Genomic DNA, 21,968 nt, shown 5'->3' on the forward strand with positions numbered 1-21,968 from the left:
CATGTCCCTGGATACTGGCAATGGCAATGCCGAGCTGCAGCCCTATCGCAAACAACTGGACCGGATCAACGAACTGCTGGTGGACCTGCTCGCCGAACGCATGCAGGTCTGCCGGCTTATCGCCAGGGTCAAGTCAGCCCGCGGCATCGCGATAATGCAGCCGCTGCGCGTGAACTCGACCCTCGATCAGGTTCGCGCCCTGTCCGGTCCGCGGCAGTTGCGCCCGGAGTACCTGGATGGCCTGTTCCGCCTGATCATCGAGGAAACCTGCGACGAGGAGCGGCGGGTCATGGCCGTACTCGAAGCGTCGCCGGAGGGGCGTGAACCATGCGCACGCTGATCATCGACAACTTCGACTCCTTCACCAACAACATCGCCCAGTACCTCTATGAGGTCTGTGGCGAGCAGCCGGTGGTGCTGCCCAATACCTGCAGTTTCGAGCAACTCGACCTGGCCCGTTTCGACGCCGTGGTGCTGTCGCCCGGGCCGGGGCACCCGACCCGCGAGGCGGACTTCGGGGTGTGTCGCGAAGTGCTGGAGAGGGCGCGTATTCCCTTGCTGGGCGTGTGCCTCGGGCACCAGGGCATCAACTGCTACTTTGGCGGCAAGGTCGAGCACGCGCCGCAGCCGGTGCATGGCTACCGCACGCGCATCCGCCATACCGGGCAGGGCCTGTTCGCGGGGCTTGCCCAGGATTTCGAAGTGGTGCGCTACCACTCGCTGGTCTGTACCCGGGTGCCTGAGTGCCTGGAGGTCACCGCCCGTTCCGATTGTGGCCTGGTCATGGGCCTGGCCCATCGCGGGCGACCGATCTGGGGTGTGCAGTTCCATCCCGAGTCCATCGACTCCGAGCATGGCCGGCAGATCCTGCGCAATTTCGCGGGCATGGTGACAGCAGGCCGTGCCCACCGTCGCGAGGCGGACATCGCCAGGGCCTTGCGTGAGGCGGGCGGTCCGCAGCGCCTGGCGTTCGATTTCCAGCCGTTGGCACGGGTGCCGGACCCCCTGGACGCCTTCGCCGCCCAGTTCGGCGACCAGGGCGCGGCGTTCTGGCTCGACAGCGAGCTGGCTGACCGCGGCCAGGCCCGCTACTCGCTGATGGGCGCCTGCGACCCGGGCTCGGCCCTGGTGTTCGGCTATGACGTGGAGAACCGTCAACTGAGCATTCAAGGCCCGCACGGGCAGAGTCTGCTGCGGGGCGACTTCTTCGAGTTGATGGGGCAGGTCATGGCCCGGTTGCGCCAGCCCGAGCGACCCCAGGCGCCTTTTCCCTTCACCGGTGGGCTGGTGGGCTACCTGGGCTACGAACTCAAGGCCTTGACCGGTTCCGACAACATCCATGTCTCCGAACTGCCGGACGCACTCTTGTATCTGCCGCGCAACCTGCTGGTGTTCGACCATCTGCGCAACAAGGCCTGGCTCTGTCATCTCTGGGGGGAACGCCTGGCCCTGAAACCGCCGGGCAAGACCAGCCGGGCGCGCATTCCGCAGTTCTTTCCCGGCCCGGTGTGCGAATCGTCCCTGGGACTGGCCGACTGCGCCGCCACTTACCAGGAAAAGGTCGACCGCTGCCTGCGTGAAATCGTTGACGGCGAGTCCTACGAGATCTGCCTTACCAACCGCGCACGCATGCCTTGCGATGACGCGCCGCTCAAGGCCTACCAGCGCATGCGGGCGATCAGCCCGGTGCCCTATGGGGCCTTCATCGATACCGGTGACTTCGCCATCCTCAGTGCCTCGCCGGAAACCTTCCTGCGTATCGACAGCAGCGGGCGCATCGTTTCAAGGCCGATCAAGGGCACCCGGCCGCGGGGCTGCAATACCGAGGTCGACCAGTCGCTGCGCCAGGAGCTGGCCGACTCGGCCAAGGATCGCGCGGAAAACCTGATGATCGTCGATCTGGTCCGGCACGACCTCAACGGCATCTGCGTACCCGGTTCGGTCAAGGTACCGCGGGCTTTCGCCATCGAGAGCTACTCGTCGGTGCATCAACTGGTGTCCACCGTCGAAGGCCAGTTGCGCGCCGATGTCGCGCCGTTCGCGGCCATTCGTGCCTGCTTTCCCGGAGGCTCCATGACCGGTGCGCCGAAACGCCGGACCATGCAGATCATCGATCGCCTGGAGTCCTCGGCGCGCGGCGTGTACTCCGGTGCCCTGGGCTGGATCGGCATGGACGGCTACACCGACCTGAGCATTGTCATTCGCACTGCGGTGCTCAAGGATGGCACCGCCAGCTTCGGTATCGGCGGCGCCATAGTCGCCGCCTCGGACCCGGCCGAAGAAATGCGCGAGACGCTGGTCAAGGCGAGCGTGCCGTTCCACAGCCTCAGGAGGTGAACCTTGGACAACTATCTGGTCGTCGGCGGCGCCGGCATCGTCGGACGCTTTATTGCCGGGCTGCTGGCCGATGCCGGCCATGCACCATTGATCATCGACCGGGAGCCTGCCGGGCGCGCCTTCGACCAGCGGGTGATGGACGCCCTCGACCTGCCGGCGCAGGCGCCCGAGCTGCTCGAGGCCACCACGGCCCTGGTCCTGGCCCTGCCCGAGGAGGTCGCCTTGCAGGTGCTGGAGCGCTGTGCAGGGGCGATGCCGGCGCTGCGCCTGCTGGTCAATACCTGTTCGGTGCAGCAACCGTTCCAGGAATGTGCCGGAAGGTTGCTGCCGGGTGTGCCGTCGCTGGGGATCAACCCGATGTTCTCGCCGACCCTGGATTGCCGCGGCCGCCCGGTGGTGTTGTGCGAACGCGAACCCGGCGCGGCGGGGGCGCGCTTCGCCACCTTGCTCGCCGGGCAGGGCATGCGCGTGCGGCATCTGGGCCCCGAGGCGCATGACCGGACCATGGCGGTGTGCCAGACACTGCCCCATGCGGCGGTCATGGCCTTTGCCTTTGCCCTGCAACGCAGCGAGTGCGATCCCGGGCTGCTGGCCGAACTGGCACCGCCGCCGATGCAGGCGCTGCTCGCGCTGGCCGCGCGCATCCTGCACAACCCGCCGCAGACCTACTGGGATATCCAGCGCCACAACCGCCATGGCGCCCGCCAGCGCGAGCACCTCGCCGGCGGGCTGGATCTGCTGCACCAGTTTTGCCGCCAGGACTCGGCGGATGCCTTCGCCGCCGAGCTTGATGCGGTGCGCCATTGGTTCGGTCCGGGGGCCGCCGGATACAGCCGGACCTGCACGCGGCTTTTCAATCTGTTGAACCTGTACCAAGGAGATTTACCCGATGCACGAAGCGTCAAGCCCTCTGTTCTCGATGATGCGGGATCGCGCCAAGGGAGCGGCACTGCTGGTGATCATGCTGCCGGTCCTGCTGGTGACCATCGATAACACCATCCTCAACTTTGCCCTGCCACGGATTGCAGCAGACCTGAACCCTGGCGCCGCCGCGCAACTGTGGATGATCGACGCCTATTCGCTGGTGCTGGCCGGATTGCTGGTCACCATGGGCAGCAGCGGCGACCGGCTTGGCCACCGGCGCCTGCTGTTCATCGGCTGCGGCGGTTTCGCCGTGGTTTCCTTGCTGCTGGCGCTGTCCCAGCAGCCCTGGCAACTGATCGCCGGTCGAGCGCTGCTTGGCGTCTTCGGGGCGATGATCCTGCCGGCGACCCTGGCACTGATCAGCAGCGCCTTTCCCGACCGTGAGGAGCGGCGGGTCGCCGTGGCGGTCTGGGCCACCTGCCTGACCCTTGGCTCGGCGCTGGGGCCGCTGCTGGGCGGGGTGCTGTTGCAGTTCTTCGACTGGCCCTCGGTCTTCCTGGTGGCCTTGCCGTTCCTGTTGCCGGTATTGCTGCTGGCACCCTCGATCGCGGAGACCGAGCGGCAGGCCGGGGGCGGCATCGACCTGGCCAGCATCCTGCTCAGCCTCGCCGCGATGACCGGGGTCATGCTCGGCCTCAAGCATGCCGCGACTACGGGCCTCGATGCCCAGGCGGTGCTCTGCCTGCTCGCAGGCGCGGCCTGGGGGCTGCTGTTCGTGCGCCGGCAACTGCGACTGGACCAGCCGCTGCTCGATCTGCGGTTGTTCCGCCGACCGACGTTCAGCGTGTCGATCCTGGTCAACCTGGTCAGCCTCGGCTTGCTGATCGGTTTCATCTTCTTTGCTACCCAGTTGCTGCAACTGGTGTTCGGCTTGTCGCCGCTGGCGGCCTGCCTGGTGCTGGTGCCGGGGCAGGCGCTGGCGATCATGGCCGGGATGGCCGTGGTGCCGGTCGCGCAGCGGGTGGCGGCGAATCGCCTGATTGCCTTGTGCCTGCTTGGCGCGGCGGCGGCCTTTGCGCTGATGGCGCTGGTGGAGGCCACGGTGCTGAGCCTGGGCATCGCCTTCCTTTTGCTGAATGTCAGCGTGGCGGCGATCACCAGCGTGTCCAATGACCTGGTGCTGGGTAGCGTGCCGGCGGATCGCGCAGGGAGTGCTTCGTCGGTGAGCGAGACGGCGTACGAGGTCGGGGTGGTACTGGGGACCACCTTGATTGGCGGGGCGGTGGCGGCGGTGTATCGACTGTCGCTGGTGGTGCCTGATGGGATTTCTGCGGCAACGCTGGCCGAGGCTTATGCCGTGGACGGGCTGGCGCCGGCGGCGGGGCTGGCGTTCCGGGAAGGGGTGATGGTGACCAGCGGGGTGGTGGCGGTGGTGGTCGTGGCTTTTGCGTTGGTGGTGATGCGGGGGTTGCGGGTCAGGTAAGGGTTGTTGTCGATGCTGATGGCCTCATCGCTGGCAAGCCAGCTCCCACAGGGCCTCTGTGGGAGCTGGCTTGCCAGCGAGAGGCCATCAGCAGCACCATAAGGCCCTGGTCAACTGAGCAACCCCTGCAACGTCGCCAGGTCATCCGCTTCCTCCACCGGCTTGTCCTGCCGCCAGCGCAGCATTCGCGGGAAGCGTACCGCGATCCCGCTCTTGTGCCGTTTCGACAGGGCAATGCCTTCGAAGGCCAGTTCGAAGACCATGCTCGGCGTCACGCTGCGTACCGGGCCGAAGGTTTCGATGGTGGTCTTGCGGATCAGTGCATCGACGCTGCGCATTTCGGCATCGCTCAGCCCGGAATAGGCCTTTGCAAAGGGCACCAGGCTGCGTTCCGGCGAGCCCGCCGGCGCATCCCAGACGGCAAAGGTGTAGTCGCTGTACAGGCTGGCGCGCCGGCCATGTCCGCGCTGCGCATAGATCAGCACTGCATCCACGGTAAACGGATCGATCTTCCACTTCCACCACACGCCCATGTCCTTGGTCCGTCCCACGCCGTAGAGCGATTCCCGGGCCTTGAGCATCAGTCCCTCGACCCCCAGGCTGCGCGACGCTTCGCGCTGTCGGGCCAGATCATTCCAGTCACTGGCGGTCAGTACCGGCGACAGTTGCAGTACCGATGCCGCGCAATTGCCCACCACCTGTTCCAGTTGCTGGCGCCGCTGGTACTGCGGCCGGTTGCGCCAGTCTTCGCCCTGCCACTCCAGCAGGTCGTAGGCCAGCAAGGCCACCGGTGCATCGGCCAGCAGTTTCTTGCCCAGGGTTTTGCGTCCGATACGCTGCTGCAACAGGGCGAAGGGCTGTACGGCGATGGCATCGGTGCGGGTGTCGGGCTTCCACACCACGATCTCGCCATCGAGCACCGTGCCGTCCGCCAGGCAGGCGGCGACGGCATGGAGTTCGGGAAAGCGCTCGGTGACCAGTTCCTCGCCGCGCGACCAGATCCACAGTTGCCCGTCGCGCTTGACCAGTTGCGCGCGAATACCGTCCCACTTCCATTCCGCTTGCCAGTCGCCGACCGGGCCGAGCAGGGCGTCGAACTGCTCCACCGGCTGTTGCAGGGCATGGGCCAGGAAGAACGGGTAGGGCTGGCCACCGCGCTGCGCATGTTCCTCGGCGCTGGGCGGGGCGATGAGTGCCAGGTAGCCCTCGGGTTTGGGGCTGTGGCGCAGGTCGGTATAGCCGACCAGGCGCTGGGCGACCTGCTTGGCATCAAGGTCGGCCAGTTGTGCCAGGGCGCGGGTCACCAGCAGTTTCGATACGCCCACCCGGAAGCTGCCGGTGATCAGTTTCATGCACACCAGCAGGCTGTTGCGGTCCAGTTGCGCCCACAGGGGCGGCAGGCGTTCGGCCAGGTCAGTGGGCGCCAGCCCACGCAGGGGCAGCAGTTGTTCCTCGACCCAGTACGCCAGCCCGGCATCGCTGCTGTGCTCGGTCTCCGGCAGCAGCAGGGAGAAGGTCTCGGCCAGGTCACCCACCGCCTGGTAGCTCTCTTCGAACAACCACTCGGGCAGGCCCGACAGGCGCACGGCCAGCTCGCGCAGCAGGCGGGTCGGCACCAGTTGCCGAGGGCGTCCCCCGGAAAGGAAGTACACCGCCCAGGCGGCATCCTCGGCCGGGGCCTCAGCGAAGTAGTCCTGCAAGGCCTGCAGCTTGGCGTTGCTGGAGGTCGTGGCGTCGAGGCGCAGGTACAGCTCGGCGAAGGCCTTCATGCTTCGGCCTCGCCACTAGTGTTGGCATCGTCTTCCTCACCGTACTCGGTGACGAAGCCCCGGGCATCGAGGCCCTGCTCCTTGAGGTAGCGCACCAGCACCTGCACCGAACCGTGGGTGACCATCACCCGTTCGGCGCCGGTCTGCCCGATGGCCCAGAGCAGGCCGGGCCAGTCGGCATGGTCCGAAAGCACGAAGCCGCGATCCACCCCGCGCCGCCGCCGCGTGCCGCGCAAGCGCATCCAGCCGCTGGCGAAGGCATCGCTGTAGTCGCCGAAGCGGCGCATCCAGCTGCTTCCGCCGGCGGACGGCGGGGCGATGATCAGGGCCTGGCGCAGCAACGGGTCGTTGCGTGGGATATCGCCGGCGTAGCGGGTTTCCGGGATGTACACCCCGGCCTCGCGGTAAACGCGGTTCAGCGGCTCCACCGAGCCATGGGCGAGGATCGGGCCAAGGCTGGCATCGATCCCGTGAAGAATGCGCTGGGCTTTGCCGAACGCGTAGGAAAACAGCACGCTGGCCTTGCCCTTGGCCTGGTTGTCGCGCCACCAGGCGTTGATCTGTTCGAAGATCTCCTGCTGGGGTTGCCAGCGGTAGATAGGCAGGCCGAAGGTGGATTCGGTGATGAAGGTATGGCAGCGCACCGGCTCGAACGGCGCGCAGGTGCCGTCGGGCTCGACCTTGTAGTCGCCCGACGCGACCCAGACCTCGCCCTGGTATTCCAGGCGCACCTGGGCCGAACCGAGGACATGGCCGGCAGGGTGGAAGCTGAGGGTGACGCCATGGTGCAGCAGCGTCTGGCCGTAGGGCAGAGTCTGCAGGTTGATGTCTGCGCCGAGCCGGCTGCGCAGGATGCCCGCACCGGGCTCGGCGCAGAGGTAATGCTGGTTGCCGGGGCGGGAATGGTCGCCGTGGCCATGGGTGATGACCGCGCGGTCTACCGGACGCCAGGGGTCGATGTAGAAGTCGCCGGGTGGGCAGTACAGGCCTTCGGGGCGGGCGATGACAAGGTCCATGGGCGTGGGGCCGGAGTGGGTGGGCTTGTATCGATAGAGCAATGGTTGGTCTGGTGGTTCGATTTGTCTGGCGCACTGCGGACCCTGTGGGAGCGGGTTCACCCGCGATTACGCCGGTGAATTCACCACCGTCATCGCGGGTAAACCCGCTCCCACAAGGGACCGAATGTGCACTTACTTGCCAGGCACCAGGGTCAGCCGCTTGCTGCCGAACACCCGCTCATGGTTCTGTCCCTGCAACGGCACGCTCTGGTACTGCCCGCGGAACCAGCCGTCCAGCCCGTTGAATTGCGGGCTTGCCGGGTTCCCCGATTGCCCGGCGCTGGTCAGCACCTGCAACGGCTCGGCCTGGCCGAAGTCCACCACCATGCGTATCGACGAAGGCAACGAGGCCTTGAAATCCTGGCCCCAGGCATAGCCCGACGGATTCAGCGTGCTGTGGTCGCCACCGCTTGCCTGGGCCTGACGCTCGACGTTGTCGCCAATGCCGAACAGGTTCGCCGCCGGCCATTGGTACTGGTGCAGGCGTCCCCATTGCCAGGTACGGCGGTCCGCGCCCATCTGCCGCTCGCCTTCGCTGATCGCCGCGGCAAGGCTGCGGGCCAGGATCGTCGGTTTGTCTTCTTTTGCCGGGGTGTTGCGGTCATCCCAGAACGGGCTGTCGTCCCGGCCCAGCAGGTGGTCGGCCTGCGCCGAGTAGGAGGATCGCGCGGTGCTGACGAACGCCTGCCAGGCCGGGCCCGACTCCGGGCCCAGTTCGTCGAGGAAGATGGCCTTGGTGCTTTCCTGCAGGAACAGCTCGTAGATCGCGGCATCGGTAGAGGTCTGGCTAAGACGTCCATCGAAAGCCATCAACCGGGTATAGGCCTCGCGGGCCCTGGCCTTGTGCTCCGGCGGCAGGGCCTCGATGGCCTTTTTCAGCGGCTGGGCCATGCCCGGGGCTTCGAACATCGCCTTGAGCCTGGTGGCGAACAGCGTGGTCTGGTCGTTCTGCATGGCGATCAGGCTGCGACCGTCATGCTTGCCATTGCCGGCCAGTTGCGCCAGGCGCTCGGCCCGCTCCGGATAGGACCAACTGCTGGACAACTGCATGCCGTAGCCCTTGGGGGCGCTGCGCTGGTTGGCGGTACCGAGCCAGCCCTGCATCGGGTCCTGGTCGTAGGGGTGCAACATCGGGTCGGCGTAACCGTCCCAGTCGTAGCGGCTTTCCCAGCCCGGCGACGGCACCAGGCCCTGGCCTTCGCGACGGTTCGGATAGCGTCCGGTGACCTGCCAGCCAATGTTGCTGGCGTCGGCGAAGATCATGTTCAATGCCGCCGCACCGATCTCGCGGCTGGCTTCGGAGGCCCGCTCGACATTGCGCGCGCGGCTCAGGTCGAACAGCGCATCGAGGCTGCGATCGCCCTTGAGGTCGGGCATTTTCAGGGCCAGGCCAAGGCCGCCCTGGGCGCCCGTGAGCAGCGTGCCGTGGCCGGTTTCGTAGATGACCTCGCGCAGCGGGCTGCGGCCCTTGATGATGTAGGTCTCGTTGCGCGCGCGCGCCGGCTGCCAGCGGCCGTCCACTTCGTAGCTCAATTGGTTGCCGCTGCGACGCAGTTTCTCCAGGTACAGGTCCTGGTTGTCGCCCATTACCGCGCTGCTGGTCCAGGCCAGCGCGCCGTTGAAACCGGAGAGTACGAACGGCAGGCCCGGCAGGCTGAAGCCGGCGGCCTGGTACTTGCCGGTGCGGATCTGCACCGGGCTCAGCACCCAGGCGCCCTGGCTGTCGGCGGCCAACAGGCTCTTGCCGCTGCGGCTGCGCTGCGGGGCGATGGCCCAGTTGGCCGAATTGCCGCTGCCGAGCACATTGAAGGCAGCCAGTTGCGCACTGACGGCGCTCACCGAGGCCAGGCCGGGCAACTGGCTGGCGAGGTTGAGGCCCTTGAGCTTGTCTGCCTCGGCCTCGGCCAGCGGTTCGTCCGGGTAGGTCGGCAGTAGCCATGCCAGTTTGTCGGCGCCGACTTTCTGCGCCAGGGTCAGGGCCGCCAGTTCTTCCTGCAGGTTCACCGACTGGCCGAAGCTGTACAGGGCGAAGACCAGCGCCGAGTCCTCGGCCTTCCAGTATTCCGGGCGATAGCCGGCAATCGGCGAAGGCAGTTTTTCGCGGTAACGGAACAGGTAGGCGTTGACGCCCCGGGCATACACCTCGAAGAAGCGCTTCACCCGTGGCGAGGCGTCGGCGTAGAGCTGGCTGGCGCTCTGCCGCAGGTTGGCCGCGCGCATGAAGCGATCGGCATCCAGGGCGTCGGCGCCGGCCATCTCGGCCAGGCGTCCCTGGGCCAGCAGGCGCATGGCCAGCATCTGCCCGATGCGGTCCGAGGCATGCACGTAGCCGAGGCTGAACAGGGCGTCATGGAAGGAGCTGCTTTCGATCAGCGGCAGGCCCTGGGCGCTGCGCCGTACCGACACGTTGTTCGCCAGGCCCTTGAGCGGTTGCACGCCGACGCTGGGCGGCACGCTGTCGCGGACATTGCCCATCTGGCAACCGCCGAGGCTTAGCAGGCCGAGCGCGGCCGCAGCGACGCCGAAGCGCAGACGTGAAAGGGGAAAGGCTGGCGAGGCCATGGCGAAGCTCCTGCATGCAAGGGGAAGGCTGGCGGCGAAAGGCGCTACGTTAGTGAGCGCGCCAGCGCCATGCAAGCAGGGGCGCGGGCTTTATTTGCAAAGCCGCGCGCTGGCCATGGGCGCTTATTTCTGCGGCGGGTTGATCTTCTCCACCAGGGCGTAGGCGCGCTGGGTCGCCGGACGCGCCTGAATACCTTCGAACCAGGCCTTCAGGTGAGGGAAATCGTCAAGATTCTGCTCCTGCCACTTGTGCGAAACGATCCACGGATAGATCGCCATATCGGCGATGCTGTAGGCCTCTCCGGCGACGAACGGTCGGTCGGCCAGGCGCTTGTTCAACACGCCGTACAGGCGCGCGGTCTCGTCGACGTAGCGTTTGATCGCATAGGGAATCTTTTCCGGCGCGAAGCGGTTGAAATGGTGGTTCTGCCCGGCCATCGGGCCGAGACCGCCCATCTGCCAGAACAGCCATTGCAGGACTTCCTGGCGGCCGCGCAGGTCCTGGGGAATGAATTTTCCGGTTTTCTCGGCGAGGTAGAGCAGGATGGCCCCGGATTCGAACAGCGACAATGGCTGGCCGTCCGCCGTGTCGTGGTCGACGATGGCTGGGATGCGGTTGTTGGGGGCGATTTTCAGGAAGTCGGCGGCGAATTGCTCGCCTTTGCCGATGTTGATCGGGTGGATCCGGTAGGGAAGGCCGGTCTCCTCAAGGAACAGGCTGATCTTGTGGCCGTTGGGGGTGGTCCAGTAGTACAGATCGATCATGAGGCGCTCCGTCAGGAGACGGCGGCATTGAGCATGTCGCCGTCGGTCTGCCGCGCTCTAGCGCAGCGGTCGGCGTCATGGATACCACAAAGCCGCACCGCTGTTACATATTGAAATGCTCAGGCACCATGGCACTTCTTGAATTTCTTCTCGCTGCCGCACGGGCAAGGATCGTTGCGACCGACGTCCTTCAGGGCGTTGCGCACCGGCTCCTGGTGGCCGTGGTTGCAGTGCGGGCCATGTACATGGCCGTGGTCGTGGTGATGATCGTGGTCGTGGTTGCAGTCTGGGCCGTGGACGTGGGGTTGCTGGTTCATTGCAGGTTACTCCGGGAAAAAATCGCCGGGGATTATCTCACCACTGCGCGCCAAGTGCAGGTCGCGGGCGAAGAATAATCCGGTGCGCAGCGTGCCCTCGAGGCGGTAATGCAGGGGCGTGTGCTGGCGTAGCATCTTCGCCACCGGCCTGGCGTGCTTCCACAGGTTGGTGCGCACCTCGACCCTGAAGATCCGGCTGCCATGGGCATCGACCCGCAACCACTGGCCGTCGTCGCCTTCGGCCAGCAGCATGTCGTTGAGGCGCACGGCATAGCTCAGGCCGCGAACCTGCAGGGTGCTGTCGTTGGGGTTATCGATCCGCAGGTGAAGGATGAAGTGTTGCTGCAGCAGGCGCGCCTTCACCGTTTCGATCCTGACCAGGTGCACTTGCGGTTCGCGCCAGTCGCTGTCGAACCAGCTGGCACAACCGCCCAGGCCCAGCAACAGGCTGAACAGCAGCAGCCGCGCCAGCGTCGCCATGCTCAGTTACCGACGTAGCTCGAACAGCATTTCTTGAACTTCTGCCCGCTGGCGCAGGGGCAGGCGTCGTTGCGCCCGGCCTTGAGGCCCACGGTCGGGTCGATGAAATACCAGCGGCCCTGGTTCTGCACGAAGGCCGAGCGCTCACGGTGGCTGTGTTCGCCGTCCAGGTCGTGCCAGCGCGCAGTGAAGGTCACGAAGGCATGCTCGGGCTGGCCGCCGAACACCTCGGCCGATTCAACCTCCAGTCCCAGCCAGGTGCTTTGGGCGCTCCACGCGGCAATGGCTGCGCGGTCGAGCCCGGCCTGCTGCACCGGCAGGGTGGTCGCCACCAGGTAATCGACCAGGCCCAGCACATAGGCGCTGTAGCGCGAGCGCATCAGGGCCTGGGCGTCGGGAGCCGGATGCCCGGCGTGATAATGCCCGCAGCAGGCGTCCAGCAGGTTGCCGCTGCCGCAGGGACAAACCGAAACGCTCATCGTGTCACCACCAGTACTTGCCGAAATTTTGCGGGTTGGCCCAGAACTTGGCGTTGAGCCAGTCCGGGACCTGCTTGTAGTCGCGCACGTCGTAGGTGAACAGGTCAAGCACCTGCTCGTCGCGGCGGAAACGCTCGCTGGCCTGCAAGGCCAGGGAGTAGAAGTCGCGGTCTTGCCATTGGCTGGCGCCCTTGTCGGCGAGCACGGCGATACGGCTGGCATTGAGATTGCGTATGCCGCCCAGCAGTTGCAGGCCGTCGCGTTTCTCCAGGTGCTCCAGGCAATCCACCAGCAACGCCAGGTCGTAGCGCTTGCCGGCCAGTTCCGCCGGCAGCGGGCCGGGGCTGGCGATATCGATGGTGGCTTGCGGATGCGCTGCGGCGAAGGCGTCGAGTGCAGGGAAGGACGCACCCACCAGCAGCACGCTGTGCGGGGCGTAGTGATCCAGCAGCGCCGCCAGGGCCTGTTGTGGCGTGCGCGAAGAAAAACTCTCGGTCATCGAAGATCCTCGTCTGTTCCGCCAAGCCTAGCGGGCAAAGGCTTTCGCGTCATGGCTTATTGCTGGCGGAGATGGAATCGGCGGTCTTTACTCCCAGAGCAGCGGTACCGCAAGGCACATTTCCCATGGAGAAGCAACAGATGAGCATAGTTCGCACAGCTTTACCTCTGGTTCTGCTAACCAGCGTACTGACTGGTTGTGCAGGTCTGCAAAAGACCGACTGGCCGAAATGCGCGGCGGTCGGGGGTGTCGGCGGTGCCGCGTTGGGCGCCATTGAAAGCAGCAGTTGGGCGGGTTGGGGCGCGCTGGTGGGCGGCTCGATGGCGGCTGCCTATTGCTGGGTGCATGGTGATGGCGATGAAGACGGCGATGGCGTACCGGACAGCCGCGACAAGTGCCCGGGCACGCCGCGTGGCACTCCGGTGGATGCCACCGGTTGCCCGCTGGCTCCGCCCGCACCGCCTGTGGTCGAAGAAGTGGTGGTGGTGAAGGAGGAAACCATCGTCATCCGTGATGTGCACTTCGCCTTCGACTCCGACAAGCTGACCGCCGCCGACAAGTCGCGCCTGAACACCATCGCCGAACGCCTGCGGGCAGAGAAAGAGGGTGTGCAACTGACCGTGACCGGACATACCGACAGTGTCGGCTCCGACGCTTACAACCAGAAGCTGTCCGACAGGCGTGCGCACTCGGTCGTTGAATATTTGATCGAGAGCGGCGTGCCACGGGGCTACTTCGGCCGCGTCAGCGGCGCAGGTGAAAGCCAGCCGGTCGCCGATAACAAAACCGCGGAAGGCCGGGCCATGAACCGCCGTACCGAGATCAAGATCCAGCGTTGATGTCCCGCGGCCCGTGGCTTGAGAACTGCCACGGGCCGGTCTTTACTCCTGTGTGCCGGTAATGGCCGGTAACACAGGAGGCATTTCCCCATGAACGCACTCACCAAGGCCGCGCTTCCGGTGTTACTGGCAGCCGGCCTGCTTTCAGGTTGTGCAACCCACAGCGACGGCAGCGCTCCGCTCAATCAACGTACCTGGCCGATCTGCAGCCTGCTGGGCGGGCTGGTCGGTGGCGGTCTCGGCGCCATCGAAAGTTCGGCCTGGGCCGGTGGTGGCGCGGCGGCCGGTGCCATTGCCGGTGGCTTGATCTGTTTTGTCCAGGATGGCGACCAGGACGGTGACGGGGTCTTCGACCGCCGCGACCGTTGCCCGGATACGCCGGCCAACACCCCCGTCAGCCACAACGGCTGCCCGTTGCCGCAATACCCGCCTGCGCAGAAGGTCGCCGAGCCTGAACCGCCGCAGCCCGAGGTGATTACCCTGAGCGACCAGGGCAACGTGCTGTTCGCCTTCGATTCCGCCGAACTGACCCCGGCGGCCCGGCAGCAACTGCAAGGGCTGGTGGAAAGATTGAGCGGTGCGCAGGTCCTGAGTATCCGGGTGGTCGGGCATACCGACAGCAAGGGCACCGATGCCTACAACCAGGCGCTCTCCGAACGGCGTGCCGGGGCGGTGGCGACCTGGCTGATCAACGAGGGCATCGCGCCGCAGAAAGTCACCAGCATGGGCCGTGGCGAAAGCGAGCCGGTGGCCGACAACGAAACCGACGAAGGGCGTGCGCAGAATCGCCGGGTCGAGCTGCATCTGAATTGATCCGGCAACGCTGGCGGTTCGTTTGCGCACGGGCCGCCACGGTTTGAGGAGAACGACGGATGAAAACACTGCTGGGCCTGTTCAAGGTCCTGACCGTGCTGTTCTGGTGGGTGGTGCTGGCCAATCTGCTGATGCCGGCGGAGAAACCCTTCCATCAGTTGATCAACCTGGCGGGCGCCGCCCTGCTGGGCTTGCACCTGCTGGAAGTGCTGTTCTATAACGGTCGCCTGCGCGAGCGCAGCCACCGTTGGTTCGACCGCTTGCAGATCCTCCTGGTGGGCATCTTCCATATCCTCTCCATTCCCGCACCCAAGGAAGTACCGCATGCGTAAGCTGTTGCTGTTGACTGCGATGTTCAGCCCGCTGGCCCTGGCCGGTTCCCTGAACGTCGAGCCCCACTCGGTGTTGCGCCTGGCGGGCAAGGCCGGCGTGGTGCACCTGGAGCGGCTCGAGGTGGCGGACTCGGCCACCCTGGTTTTGCCGGCCAGCCTGGTGGAGCTCAAGGTCGACCAGTTGCACCTGGGGCGTGACGCGCGGATTTCCGTGGTGCCGGCCGATGAAACCTTGCGCATCGCGGTGCAACGGGCGCAACTGGAGGAAGGCAGCCTGATTACCGCCACCGGCATGGCCGGTACCTATGAGCGCGCCGCCAGGCCGGGGCGCAACCTCGACCTGCGCTTGCAGCAGTTGCAGGCGCCCGTACTGGCCATCGACGCCCGGGGCGGCGCCGGAGCGCCGGGGTATGTCGGGCTGGATGGCGCCAATGGCAAGGCCGGCGGCTGCACCTGGGGTTCGGCCAGTCGCGGGGCGAATGGCGACAACGGTGGCGACGGCCACGACGGCTCGGCCGGTGGCCGGGTGCGCCTGGCGTTGCCGGCGGATTACCCGGTCGAACAGATCAAGGTGCGGCTTGAAGGTGGGGCGCCGGGCAAGGCCGGTGCAGCGGGCAAAGCCGGGCAGGGTGGGGCGAGCAAGGGCTGCCTGGTGTATCGCACCGAGGCCGGGGCCGATGGCCGGCCCGGGCTGGAAGGGCAGCCTGGGATGGCTGGGGCTGCTGGCGAGTTGAGTGTTCAGCGCCTCTGAATCTTCTTTGTTCTTCAGGGCCTCATCGCTGGCAAGCCAGCGATGAGGCCCTGAAGTCAGAAGGAAAGCCGGGTAGCTGCCACCAATACCACGGCAATCCCCAGCAGCAGATTGATCCCCACCATCTTCCTGATTTTTCCCAGTACGGCAGCGCCCGCTGCCCAGTCCCCGGCCTCCACTGCCTTGCGCATTTCCGGTAGCAGCAGGCTCTGGATGCGCATGAACAGCGCGAACATCGCGATGCCGCCGCCAATCATCACCTGCACATGCCGCGGCGCGGTGTCGAGGGTGCCGAAGTGCATATGCAACATCCCGACACCACTGACTGCCAGAACCAGGATCGCGATCCATACCCAACTGAAGAACCGGGAAAACACTTCCAGCCACAATTGCAAGCGGGCCGGGCCCTCCAGCACCGTGGCGGCCGCCGGACGCAAGACCATCCAGGCGAAGAACATGCCGCCGACCCACACCAGGGCGGCCAGCACATGCAGGCTATAGGGAAGGGCAAAGGCGGTCATCGGGCACTCCATTCAGCGCAAAGGGAAATTGGCGGGTATGATAGCCCGCTCATTCGAAACACTGAAAATATATCCAGCCCTTCGCGGGCGCCCGAGACCATGATCAGCAACGAACTCAAGTCCCAGATTCAGGGCGCCTATACGCGTTTTCTCGAGGCCAAGGGCCTCAAGCCTCGCTATGGCCAGCGCCTGATGATCGCCGAAGTGGCCAAGGTCCTCGGCGACATCGATTGCGATGAGGAAGGCCGGCGCAGCGGCGAACCGGCGGTAGTGGCGGTGGAAGCCGGTACCGGTACCGGCAAGACCGTGGCCTACAGCCTCGCCTCGATTCCCGCGGCCAAGGCTGCCGGCAAGCGCCTGGTGATCGCCACCGCTACCGTCGCCCTGCAGGAACAGATCGTCTTCAAGGATCTGCCCGACCTCATGCGCAACAGCGGCCTGAACTTCAGCTTCGCCCTGGCCAAGGGGCGCGGCCGCTACCTGTGCCTGTCCAAACTCGACCTGCTGCTCCAGGAAGGCCATGCGCAAAGCGCCACGGCCCAGCTTTTCGAGGAAGAAGGCTTCAGGATCGAGGTGGACGAAGCCAGCCAGAAACTGTTCAACAGCATGATCGAGAAGCTGGCCGGCAACCGTTGGGACGGTGACCGCGACAGTTGGCCCACCGCCCTCGAAGACCAGGACTGGGCACGGGTGACCACCGACCATAGCCAGTGCACCGGACGCCACTGCCCGAACTTCGGCCAGTGCACCTTCTACAAGGCCCGCGAAGGCATGGGCAAGGTCGATGTGATCGTCACCAACCACGATATGGTCCTGGCCGACCTGGCCCTGGGCGGCGGTGCGGTGCTGCCGGATCCGCGCGACACCATCTATGTGTTCGACGAAGGTCATCACCTGCCGGACAAGGCCATCGGCCATTTCGCCCACTACAGCCGCCTGCGCTCCACGGCGGACTGGCTGGAGCAGACCGCGAAGAACCTGACCAAGCTGCTGGCGCAGAACCCGTTGCCGGGTGACCTGGGCAAGTACATCGAGCAGGTTCCCGAGCTGGCGCGGGAGATCAAGAACCACCAGCAGTTCATGTTCGCCGCTTGCGAGCAGGTCGCCGATTTCCGCCCCGGCGAGGATGCCGAAGGCCGTGAACGCCCGCGTTACCGCTTTATCGGCGGGGTGGTCCCGGAGCATATCCGCGAGATCGGCATCGAGCTGAAGAAGGGCTTCGCCCGCCTCAACGACCTGTTCACCCGCCTGGCCGACCTGCTCAAGGAAGGCATGGATGGCGAAGTCAATATCGGTATTCCGAGCCATCAGGCCGAGGAGTGGTACCCGCTGTTCGGCACCCTGCTGACCCGCGCCGGCAGCAACTGGGAGCTGTGGACCGCCTTCACCGCCGAGGACCCGGAAGACAGCCCGCCCATGGCGCGCTGGCTGACCCTGGCCGAAAGCGGCGCGCTGTTCGATATCGAGGTCAATGCCAGCCCGATCCTTGCGGCCGAGATGCTGCGGCGCAACCTGTGGAATGTCGCCCATGGTGCCCTGGTCACCTCCGCGACCCTCACCGCACTGGGTACGTTCGACCGTTTCCGCATGCGCTCGGGCCTGCCGAAGGCCGCGGTCACGGCGGTCGTACCGAGCCCGTTCCACCACACCGACGCCGGCGTGCTGCGGGTCCCGGACCTGCGCGCCGACCCGCGGGACGCCGCCGCCCACACCGCCGCGATCATCCGTGACCTGCCGGAGCTGGTGGAAGGCTCGCGGGGTTCGCTGGTGCTGTTCTCCTCGCGCAAGCAGATGCAGGACGTGTTCGACGGCCTGGACCGCGACTGGCGCCGGCAGGTGTTCATCCAGGGCAACCTGTCCAAGCAGGAAACCCTGAACAAGCACAAGGCACGGGTCGATGACGGCGAGTCCAGCGTACTCTTCGGCCTGGCCAGTTTCGCCGAGGGCGTGGACTTGCCGGGGGCGTACTGCGAGCACGTGGTGATCGCCAAGATTCCTTTTGCCGTGCCTGACGATCCCGTGGAAGCGGCGCTGGCCGAGTGGATCGAAGCGCGGGGAGGCAATCCGTTCATGGAGATCTCCGTGCCGGATGCCTCCTTGAAGCTGATCCAGGCCTGCGGGCGTTTGCTGCGTACCGAGCAGGATCGCGGGACCATCACCTTGCTTGACCGTCGGGTGGTCACCCAGCGCTATGGGAAGGCTATCCTCAATGCGCTGCCGCCGTTCCGTCGGGAAATTTCCTGAAGGCTGACGCGATTCCTGTGGGAGCGGGTTTACCCGCGATTGCTGTGGTGAATTCACCGACGCCATCGCGGGTAAACCCGCTCCCACAGAGTCTGCGATCATCCTGAACAATCTTTTGCGCTTGCCGCTGTCTATCACCGGAACCAAGGCCCCTGAAAAGGCCCCTCAAGGAGAACTCCAGCCCCATGTTGCGCCGTACCCTTCCTGCCGCCTTCCTGCTAGTGCTCAGCCAACCCTTGCTGGCTGCGCAACAGACGCTGTTCAACTTCGTGCGCCCGACCTCGGTGGTCAACGTGGCGACCGAGGATGCCAGCCTGCCGCAGTACAACGCGGAACAGACGGCCGAGGGCGAGGTGCTGCGGCGGGTGGTGTTCAACCCGGTGCAGCGGCCCAGCCTGCGCATGAGCCCGCAGACCGGCGTGTGGGACTGGTCCGCGCAGAAAACCCTGACCCTGCGCCTGCAAAGCGGCATGGACTGGGCCCTGACCCTGAAAGTCACTGTGCAGAGCGCCGATGGCAAGACCCTCACCAGCCGCATCGACCTGCCCGCCGGCCCGGCACAGACCGTGGTGATCCCGCTGCAGGCCGCTTCGCCCCTGAGCCAGGGCATGCGCGCCGGTCCACCGATGCCGTGGACGTACGAGGGCCAGCGCCTGATCGTTGCCAGCAGCAGCGGCGAGCTGGACCTGAGCCAGGTCAGCGCCATCAGCCTGTCGATGAACCAGCCCAACGTCGCCCAGAGCGTGCTCATCGAGCGGATCAACGTGCAGGATGACGAGCGCCTGCAACAGGCCGCCTATGGCCAGCTTATCGACGGCTACGGCCAATACAGCCGGGGCCGCTGGCCGGAAAAGGTCGCTAGCGATGAACAGCTCAAGGCCGCGGCCGGTAAAGAACAGCAACAACTCAAGACCTGGCTCGCCGAGCGCGAGAAGCAACCGCTGGACCGCTTCGGCGGCTGGACCGGCGGCCAGACCTTCGATGCCAAGGGCTTCTTCCGCACGGTCAAGCGCGATGGCCGCTGGTACCTGGTGACCCCGGAAGGGCATCCGTTCTACTCCCTGGGCGTCAATGCGGTGAATGACGAGCCCGGGCGCACCTATGTCGCCGGTCGCGAAAGCATGTTCAGCGACTTGCCGAAAGCCGACTCGCCGCTGGCCGCCTTCTACGGCGAAGGCAACAACAACGACGGCAATGCCTCGTCGAAAGGCCGCAACTTCAACCAGGGCCGTTGGTTCGATTTCTATGCCGCCAACCTGGAAAGGGCCTACGGCAAGCCGTGTCCGACACCGACGGCAGACGCCAAACCCTGCCCGCAGCCTGTCCTCGATGCCGCCCGCTGGCAAACCCACACCCTCGATCGCCTGCAGGCCTGGGGCTTCAATACCCTTGGCAACTGGAGCGAGTCGAGCCTGGAACAGGCCGAGCGGGTGCCCTACACCCTGCCGCTGGCAATCGTCGGCGATTACGCCAGCATCAGCACCGGCATGGACTGGTGGGGCGCCATGCCCGACCCGTTCGACCCGCGTTTCGCCATGGCTACCGAGCGTGCCGTGGCCATCGCCGCCCGTGATCATCGTGACGACCCGTTCCTGATCGGCTACTTCGCCGACAACGAACTGGCCTGGGCTGCCCCGGGAGATGACCCGAAATCCCGCTATGGCCTGGCCTACGGCACCCTGCGCCTGACCACCGACGTACCGGCCAAGCGCGCCTTCCTCAAGCAGTTGCGCGACAAGTACCGTAACCAGGAAGGCCTGTCCAAGGCCTGGGGTATCCAGCTGACCGCCTGGGAACTGATGGAAGATCCGGGCTTCGAGGCGCCGCTGCCAAGCGCCGAGCACCCGCAGATCGAAGAAGACTTCAAGCACTTCCAGCGCTCCTTCGCCGATGCCTACTTCAAGACCATCTCCGATGCCCTGAAATGGCATGCGCCCAACCATCTGCTGCTGGGCGGTCGTTTCGCCGTGACCACACCGGAAGCGGTGGCGGCCTGCGCCCAGTACTGCGATGTCCTGAGCTTCAACTTCTATACGCCCAAACCCCAGGATGGCTACGACTTCGCCCGCTTGCGCGAGCTGGACAAACCGGTGCTGGTCTCCGAGTTCCACTTCGGCTCTCGCGATCGCGGTCCGTTCTGGCCGGGGCCGATGGAGGTGGCACGGGAGGAGGACCGCGGGCCGGCTTACGCCGCGTTCCTCAAGGCGGCGCTGGAGGAGCCGGCGATCGTCGGCGTGCACTGGTTCCAGTTCTTCGACCAGCCGGCCAGCGGGCGTCTGCTCGATGGTGAAAACGGTCACTTCGGTCTGGTGGCAATCACCGACGTGCCGTACCAGGGCTTCATCGAACAGGTGCGCAAGGCCAATCTGCAGGTCGGGAAGCAGATCGTGGGTGTGGCGCACAAGCCCGAGACCGAGCCCGCCAGATAGCTCGCAACCCTTGTGGGAGCGGGTTCACCCGCGATTGCGATGGTGAATCCACTATCGCAATCGCGGGTGAACCCGCTCCCACAGGGTCCGCGCCGTCCCACATGAATAGTGGTCATTGTCCGACCCATGTCTGTTCCAAAATCCTTCGCGGGCTGAAACAATGCACGCCACTTTTCAAACGCTTTCCAGGGGAGTCAACGGGTGCAGATCCAGGGTCATTTCGAACTCAGGTTCGAGGCGGTACGCGAGGCCTTTGCGGCACTTTTCGATGATCCCCAGGAACGTGGTGCGGCCCTGTGCATCCAGGTCGGTGGCGAGACGGTAGTCGACCTCTGGGCCGGCACGGCCGACAAGGACGGCCGTGAGGCCTGGCACAGCGACACTATCGCTAACCTGTTTTCCTGCACCAAGACCTTTGCCGCGGTGACCGCCCTGCAACTGGTGGGCGAGGGCAAGCTGCAACTGGACGCCCCGGTGGCCCGCTACTGGCCCGAGTTCGCCCAGGCCGGCAAGGAATCGGTGACCCTGCGCCAACTGCTCAGCCACCGCGCCGGCCTCCCGGCGATCCGCGAACTGCTTCCCGCCGAAGCCCTCTATGATTGGCAGACCATGGTCGACACCCTGGCCGCCGAAGCCCCCTGGTGGGAGCCGGGGACCGCGCACGGCTATGCGGCGATTACCTATGGCTGGCTGGTCGGTGAACTGATCCGCCGTGCCGATGGCCGCGGCCCCGGCGAATCCATTGTCGCCCGCACTGCCAGGCCCCTGGGGCTGGATTTCCACATCGGCCTGGACGATGCCGAATTCCACCGCGTCGCCCATATTGCCCGGGGCAAGGGCAACCTGGGCGATGCAGCGGCGCAGCGCCTGCTCAAGGTCACCATGACCGAACCCCAGGCCCTGTCGACCCGGGCTTTCACCAATCCCCCGGCGATCCTCACCAGCACCAACAAACCCGAGTGGCGGCGCATGCAACAGCCGGCGGCCAATGGCCACGGCAATGCCCGCAGCCTGGCCGGTTTCTACGCCGGTCTTCTGGACGGCAGCCTGCTGGAGTCGGAGCTGCTCGACGAATTGACCCGCGAACACAGCCTTGGCGATGACAGGACCCTCCTGACCCAGACCCGTTTCGGCCTCGGTTGCATGCTCGACCAGCCCACCGTGGCCAACGCCACCTTCGGCCTTGGCGCTCGCGCCTTCGGGCACCCCGGGGCGGGCGGTTCGGTAGGTTTCGCCGATCCGGAACATGACGTTGCCTTCGGGTTCGTCACCAATACCCTGGGCCCCTACATCCTCATGGATCCGCGCGCGCAGAAACTGGTGCGGGTTCTCGCCGACTGCCTTTGATCGGGTGCCACTGTACTCGCGGGCACGGTTGGCTATTCTGTGACCAGCTCTTTTCCATTTTTCCTTCATTTTCATGGTG

General features: G+C 65.8%; 20 protein-coding genes. 11 read left to right on the forward strand and 9 right to left on the reverse strand.

Annotation, left to right across the window (positions count from 1 at the left end):
* Position 1: 1 nt before the first annotated feature.
* From ACPFMA_RS06460 to ACPFMA_RS06475, 4 genes are read left to right on the forward strand one after another with little or no spacing between them, the layout of a single operon-like run.
* Positions 2-340 (forward strand): chorismate mutase, encoded by a 339-nt coding sequence (locus ACPFMA_RS06460; protein ID WP_425929871.1) that lies wholly within the window; start codon positions 2-4, stop codon positions 338-340.
* Positions 328-2,337, forward strand: a complete 2,010-nt coding sequence (gene pabB / locus ACPFMA_RS06465; RefSeq protein WP_425929872.1) for an aminodeoxychorismate synthase component I — start codon at positions 328-330, stop codon at positions 2,335-2,337. The genes ACPFMA_RS06460 and pabB overlap by 13 nt, the downstream gene beginning before the upstream one ends.
* A 3-nt stretch (positions 2,338-2,340) precedes the next feature.
* Positions 2,341-3,330, forward strand: coding sequence for a prephenate dehydrogenase dimerization domain-containing protein (locus tag ACPFMA_RS06470; RefSeq protein WP_425929873.1), 990 nt, complete (start codon positions 2,341-2,343; stop codon positions 3,328-3,330).
* Positions 3,227-4,684, forward strand: coding sequence for an MFS transporter (locus ACPFMA_RS06475; RefSeq protein WP_425929874.1), 1,458 nt, complete (start codon positions 3,227-3,229; stop codon positions 4,682-4,684). Before ACPFMA_RS06470 ends, ACPFMA_RS06475 begins: the two co-directional genes overlap by 104 nt.
* 110 nt (positions 4,685-4,794) lie before the next feature.
* Here ACPFMA_RS06475 and ACPFMA_RS06480 read toward each other — a convergent pair whose 3' ends face one another.
* From ACPFMA_RS06480 to ACPFMA_RS06515, 8 genes are all read right to left on the reverse strand, one after another.
* Positions 4,795-6,453 (reverse strand): ATP-dependent DNA ligase, encoded by a 1,659-nt coding sequence (locus tag ACPFMA_RS06480; RefSeq protein WP_425929875.1) that lies wholly within the window; start codon positions 6,451-6,453, stop codon positions 4,795-4,797.
* Positions 6,450-7,469 carry a ligase-associated DNA damage response exonuclease gene (locus ACPFMA_RS06485; RefSeq protein ID WP_425929876.1) on the reverse strand — a complete coding sequence of 340 codons (1,020 nt, stop codon included), beginning with the start codon at positions 7,467-7,469 and terminating at the stop codon, positions 6,450-6,452. Before ACPFMA_RS06485 ends, ACPFMA_RS06480 begins: the two co-directional genes overlap by 4 nt.
* Before the next feature lie 174 nt (positions 7,470-7,643).
* A complete protein-coding gene (locus ACPFMA_RS06490) occupies positions 7,644-10,073 on the reverse strand; it encodes a penicillin acylase family protein (protein WP_425929877.1) in 2,430 nt (809 codons plus the stop codon).
* A gap of 123 nt (positions 10,074-10,196) precedes the next feature.
* Positions 10,197-10,838, reverse strand: coding sequence for a glutathione binding-like protein (locus ACPFMA_RS06495; protein ID WP_009394438.1), 642 nt, complete (start codon positions 10,836-10,838; stop codon positions 10,197-10,199).
* A gap of 119 nt (positions 10,839-10,957) precedes the next feature.
* Complete coding sequence (locus tag ACPFMA_RS06500; protein WP_064303720.1) at positions 10,958-11,155, reverse strand: SEC-C metal-binding domain-containing protein; 198 nt, start codon at positions 11,153-11,155, stop codon at positions 10,958-10,960.
* A 6-nt stretch (positions 11,156-11,161) separates the two neighbouring features.
* A complete protein-coding gene (locus ACPFMA_RS06505) occupies positions 11,162-11,635 on the reverse strand; it encodes an LEA type 2 family protein (protein WP_425929878.1) in 474 nt (157 codons plus the stop codon).
* Positions 11,636-11,637: 2 nt separating this feature from the next.
* The gene (locus ACPFMA_RS06510; RefSeq protein WP_009398572.1) at positions 11,638-12,114 is read right to left on the reverse strand and encodes a YchJ family protein; all 477 of its coding nucleotides are present in this window, start codon (positions 12,112-12,114) and stop codon (positions 11,638-11,640) included.
* Positions 12,115-12,118: 4 nt separating this feature from the next.
* Positions 12,119-12,613 carry a DUF6231 family protein gene (locus ACPFMA_RS06515; protein WP_064303722.1) on the reverse strand — a complete coding sequence of 165 codons (495 nt, stop codon included), beginning with the start codon at positions 12,611-12,613 and terminating at the stop codon, positions 12,119-12,121.
* 140 nt (positions 12,614-12,753) lie between these two features.
* Here ACPFMA_RS06515 and ACPFMA_RS06520 point away from each other — a divergent pair, with 140 nt between their 5' ends.
* From ACPFMA_RS06520 to ACPFMA_RS06535, 4 genes are all read left to right on the forward strand, one after another.
* Positions 12,754-13,452, forward strand: coding sequence for an OmpA family protein (locus tag ACPFMA_RS06520; RefSeq protein WP_420059009.1), 699 nt, complete (start codon positions 12,754-12,756; stop codon positions 13,450-13,452).
* A 90-nt stretch (positions 13,453-13,542) separates the two neighbouring features.
* Entirely contained in the window at positions 13,543-14,265 is a 723-nt protein-coding gene (locus ACPFMA_RS06525) for an OmpA family protein (RefSeq protein ID WP_009398579.1), read from the forward strand.
* A 59-nt stretch (positions 14,266-14,324) separates the two neighbouring features.
* Complete coding sequence (locus ACPFMA_RS06530; protein ID WP_009398581.1) at positions 14,325-14,597, forward strand: DUF1145 domain-containing protein; 273 nt, start codon at positions 14,325-14,327, stop codon at positions 14,595-14,597.
* Positions 14,590-15,348, forward strand: coding sequence for a collagen-like protein (locus tag ACPFMA_RS06535; RefSeq protein WP_425929879.1), 759 nt, complete (start codon positions 14,590-14,592; stop codon positions 15,346-15,348). The genes ACPFMA_RS06530 and ACPFMA_RS06535 overlap by 8 nt, the downstream gene beginning before the upstream one ends.
* 56 nt (positions 15,349-15,404) lie before the next feature.
* On the opposite strand, the gene ACPFMA_RS06540 is transcribed toward ACPFMA_RS06535, so the two are convergent.
* A complete protein-coding gene (locus ACPFMA_RS06540; protein WP_009398585.1) occupies positions 15,405-15,869 on the reverse strand; it encodes a CopD family protein in 465 nt (154 codons plus the stop codon).
* Between the two features lie 99 nt (positions 15,870-15,968).
* On the opposite strand from ACPFMA_RS06540, the gene dinG reads away from it, so the two are divergent.
* From dinG to ACPFMA_RS06555, 3 genes are all read left to right on the forward strand, one after another.
* Positions 15,969-18,113 (forward strand): ATP-dependent DNA helicase DinG, encoded by a 2,145-nt coding sequence (dinG, locus tag ACPFMA_RS06545; protein ID WP_420059012.1) that lies wholly within the window; start codon positions 15,969-15,971, stop codon positions 18,111-18,113.
* A 185-nt stretch (positions 18,114-18,298) separates the two neighbouring features.
* Positions 18,299-20,542 (forward strand): beta-galactosidase, encoded by a 2,244-nt coding sequence (locus ACPFMA_RS06550; protein ID WP_425929880.1) that lies wholly within the window; start codon positions 18,299-18,301, stop codon positions 20,540-20,542.
* A 201-nt stretch (positions 20,543-20,743) separates the two neighbouring features.
* The gene (locus ACPFMA_RS06555) at positions 20,744-21,889 is read left to right on the forward strand and encodes a serine hydrolase domain-containing protein (protein ID WP_420059014.1); all 1,146 of its coding nucleotides are present in this window, start codon (positions 20,744-20,746) and stop codon (positions 21,887-21,889) included.
* The last annotated feature ends 79 nt before the right edge of the window (positions 21,890-21,968 follow it).

The sequence above is a fragment of the Pseudomonas sp. NyZ201 genome (genome assembly GCF_049860765.1).
Classification (GTDB): Bacteria; Pseudomonadota; Gammaproteobacteria; order Pseudomonadales; family Pseudomonadaceae; genus Aquipseudomonas; species Aquipseudomonas bharatica.

Coding starts and splice junctions, on each gene's coding strand:
- ACPFMA_RS06460 (WP_425929871.1), top strand. CDS start 2: ATGTCCCTGGATACTGGCAATGGCAATGCCGAGCTGCAGCCCTATCGC.
- pabB (WP_425929872.1), top strand. CDS start 328: ATGCGCACGCTGATCATCGACAACTTCGACTCCTTCACCAACAACATC.
- ACPFMA_RS06475 (WP_425929874.1), top strand. CDS start 3,227: ATGCACGAAGCGTCAAGCCCTCTGTTCTCGATGATGCGGGATCGCGCC.
- ACPFMA_RS06480 (WP_425929875.1), bottom strand. CDS start 6,453: ATGAAGGCCTTCGCCGAGCTGTACCTGCGCCTCGACGCCACGACCTCC.
- ACPFMA_RS06485 (WP_425929876.1), bottom strand. CDS start 7,469: ATGGACCTTGTCATCGCCCGCCCCGAAGGCCTGTACTGCCCACCCGGC.
- ACPFMA_RS06490 (WP_425929877.1), bottom strand. CDS start 10,073: ATGGCCTCGCCAGCCTTTCCCCTTTCACGTCTGCGCTTCGGCGTCGCT.
- ACPFMA_RS06495 (WP_009394438.1), bottom strand. CDS start 10,838: ATGATCGATCTGTACTACTGGACCACCCCCAACGGCCACAAGATCAGC.
- ACPFMA_RS06500 (WP_064303720.1), bottom strand. CDS start 11,155: ATGAACCAGCAACCCCACGTCCACGGCCCAGACTGCAACCACGACCAC.
- ACPFMA_RS06505 (WP_425929878.1), bottom strand. CDS start 11,635: ATGGCGACGCTGGCGCGGCTGCTGCTGTTCAGCCTGTTGCTGGGCCTG.
- ACPFMA_RS06510 (WP_009398572.1), bottom strand. CDS start 12,114: ATGAGCGTTTCGGTTTGTCCCTGCGGCAGCGGCAACCTGCTGGACGCC.
- ACPFMA_RS06515 (WP_064303722.1), bottom strand. CDS start 12,613: ATGACCGAGAGTTTTTCTTCGCGCACGCCACAACAGGCCCTGGCGGCG.
- ACPFMA_RS06520 (WP_420059009.1), top strand. CDS start 12,754: ATGAGCATAGTTCGCACAGCTTTACCTCTGGTTCTGCTAACCAGCGTA.
- ACPFMA_RS06525 (WP_009398579.1), top strand. CDS start 13,543: ATGAACGCACTCACCAAGGCCGCGCTTCCGGTGTTACTGGCAGCCGGC.
- ACPFMA_RS06530 (WP_009398581.1), top strand. CDS start 14,325: ATGAAAACACTGCTGGGCCTGTTCAAGGTCCTGACCGTGCTGTTCTGG.
- ACPFMA_RS06535 (WP_425929879.1), top strand. CDS start 14,590: ATGCGTAAGCTGTTGCTGTTGACTGCGATGTTCAGCCCGCTGGCCCTG.
- ACPFMA_RS06540 (WP_009398585.1), bottom strand. CDS start 15,869: ATGACCGCCTTTGCCCTTCCCTATAGCCTGCATGTGCTGGCCGCCCTG.
- dinG (WP_420059012.1), top strand. CDS start 15,969: ATGATCAGCAACGAACTCAAGTCCCAGATTCAGGGCGCCTATACGCGT.
- ACPFMA_RS06550 (WP_425929880.1), top strand. CDS start 18,299: ATGTTGCGCCGTACCCTTCCTGCCGCCTTCCTGCTAGTGCTCAGCCAA.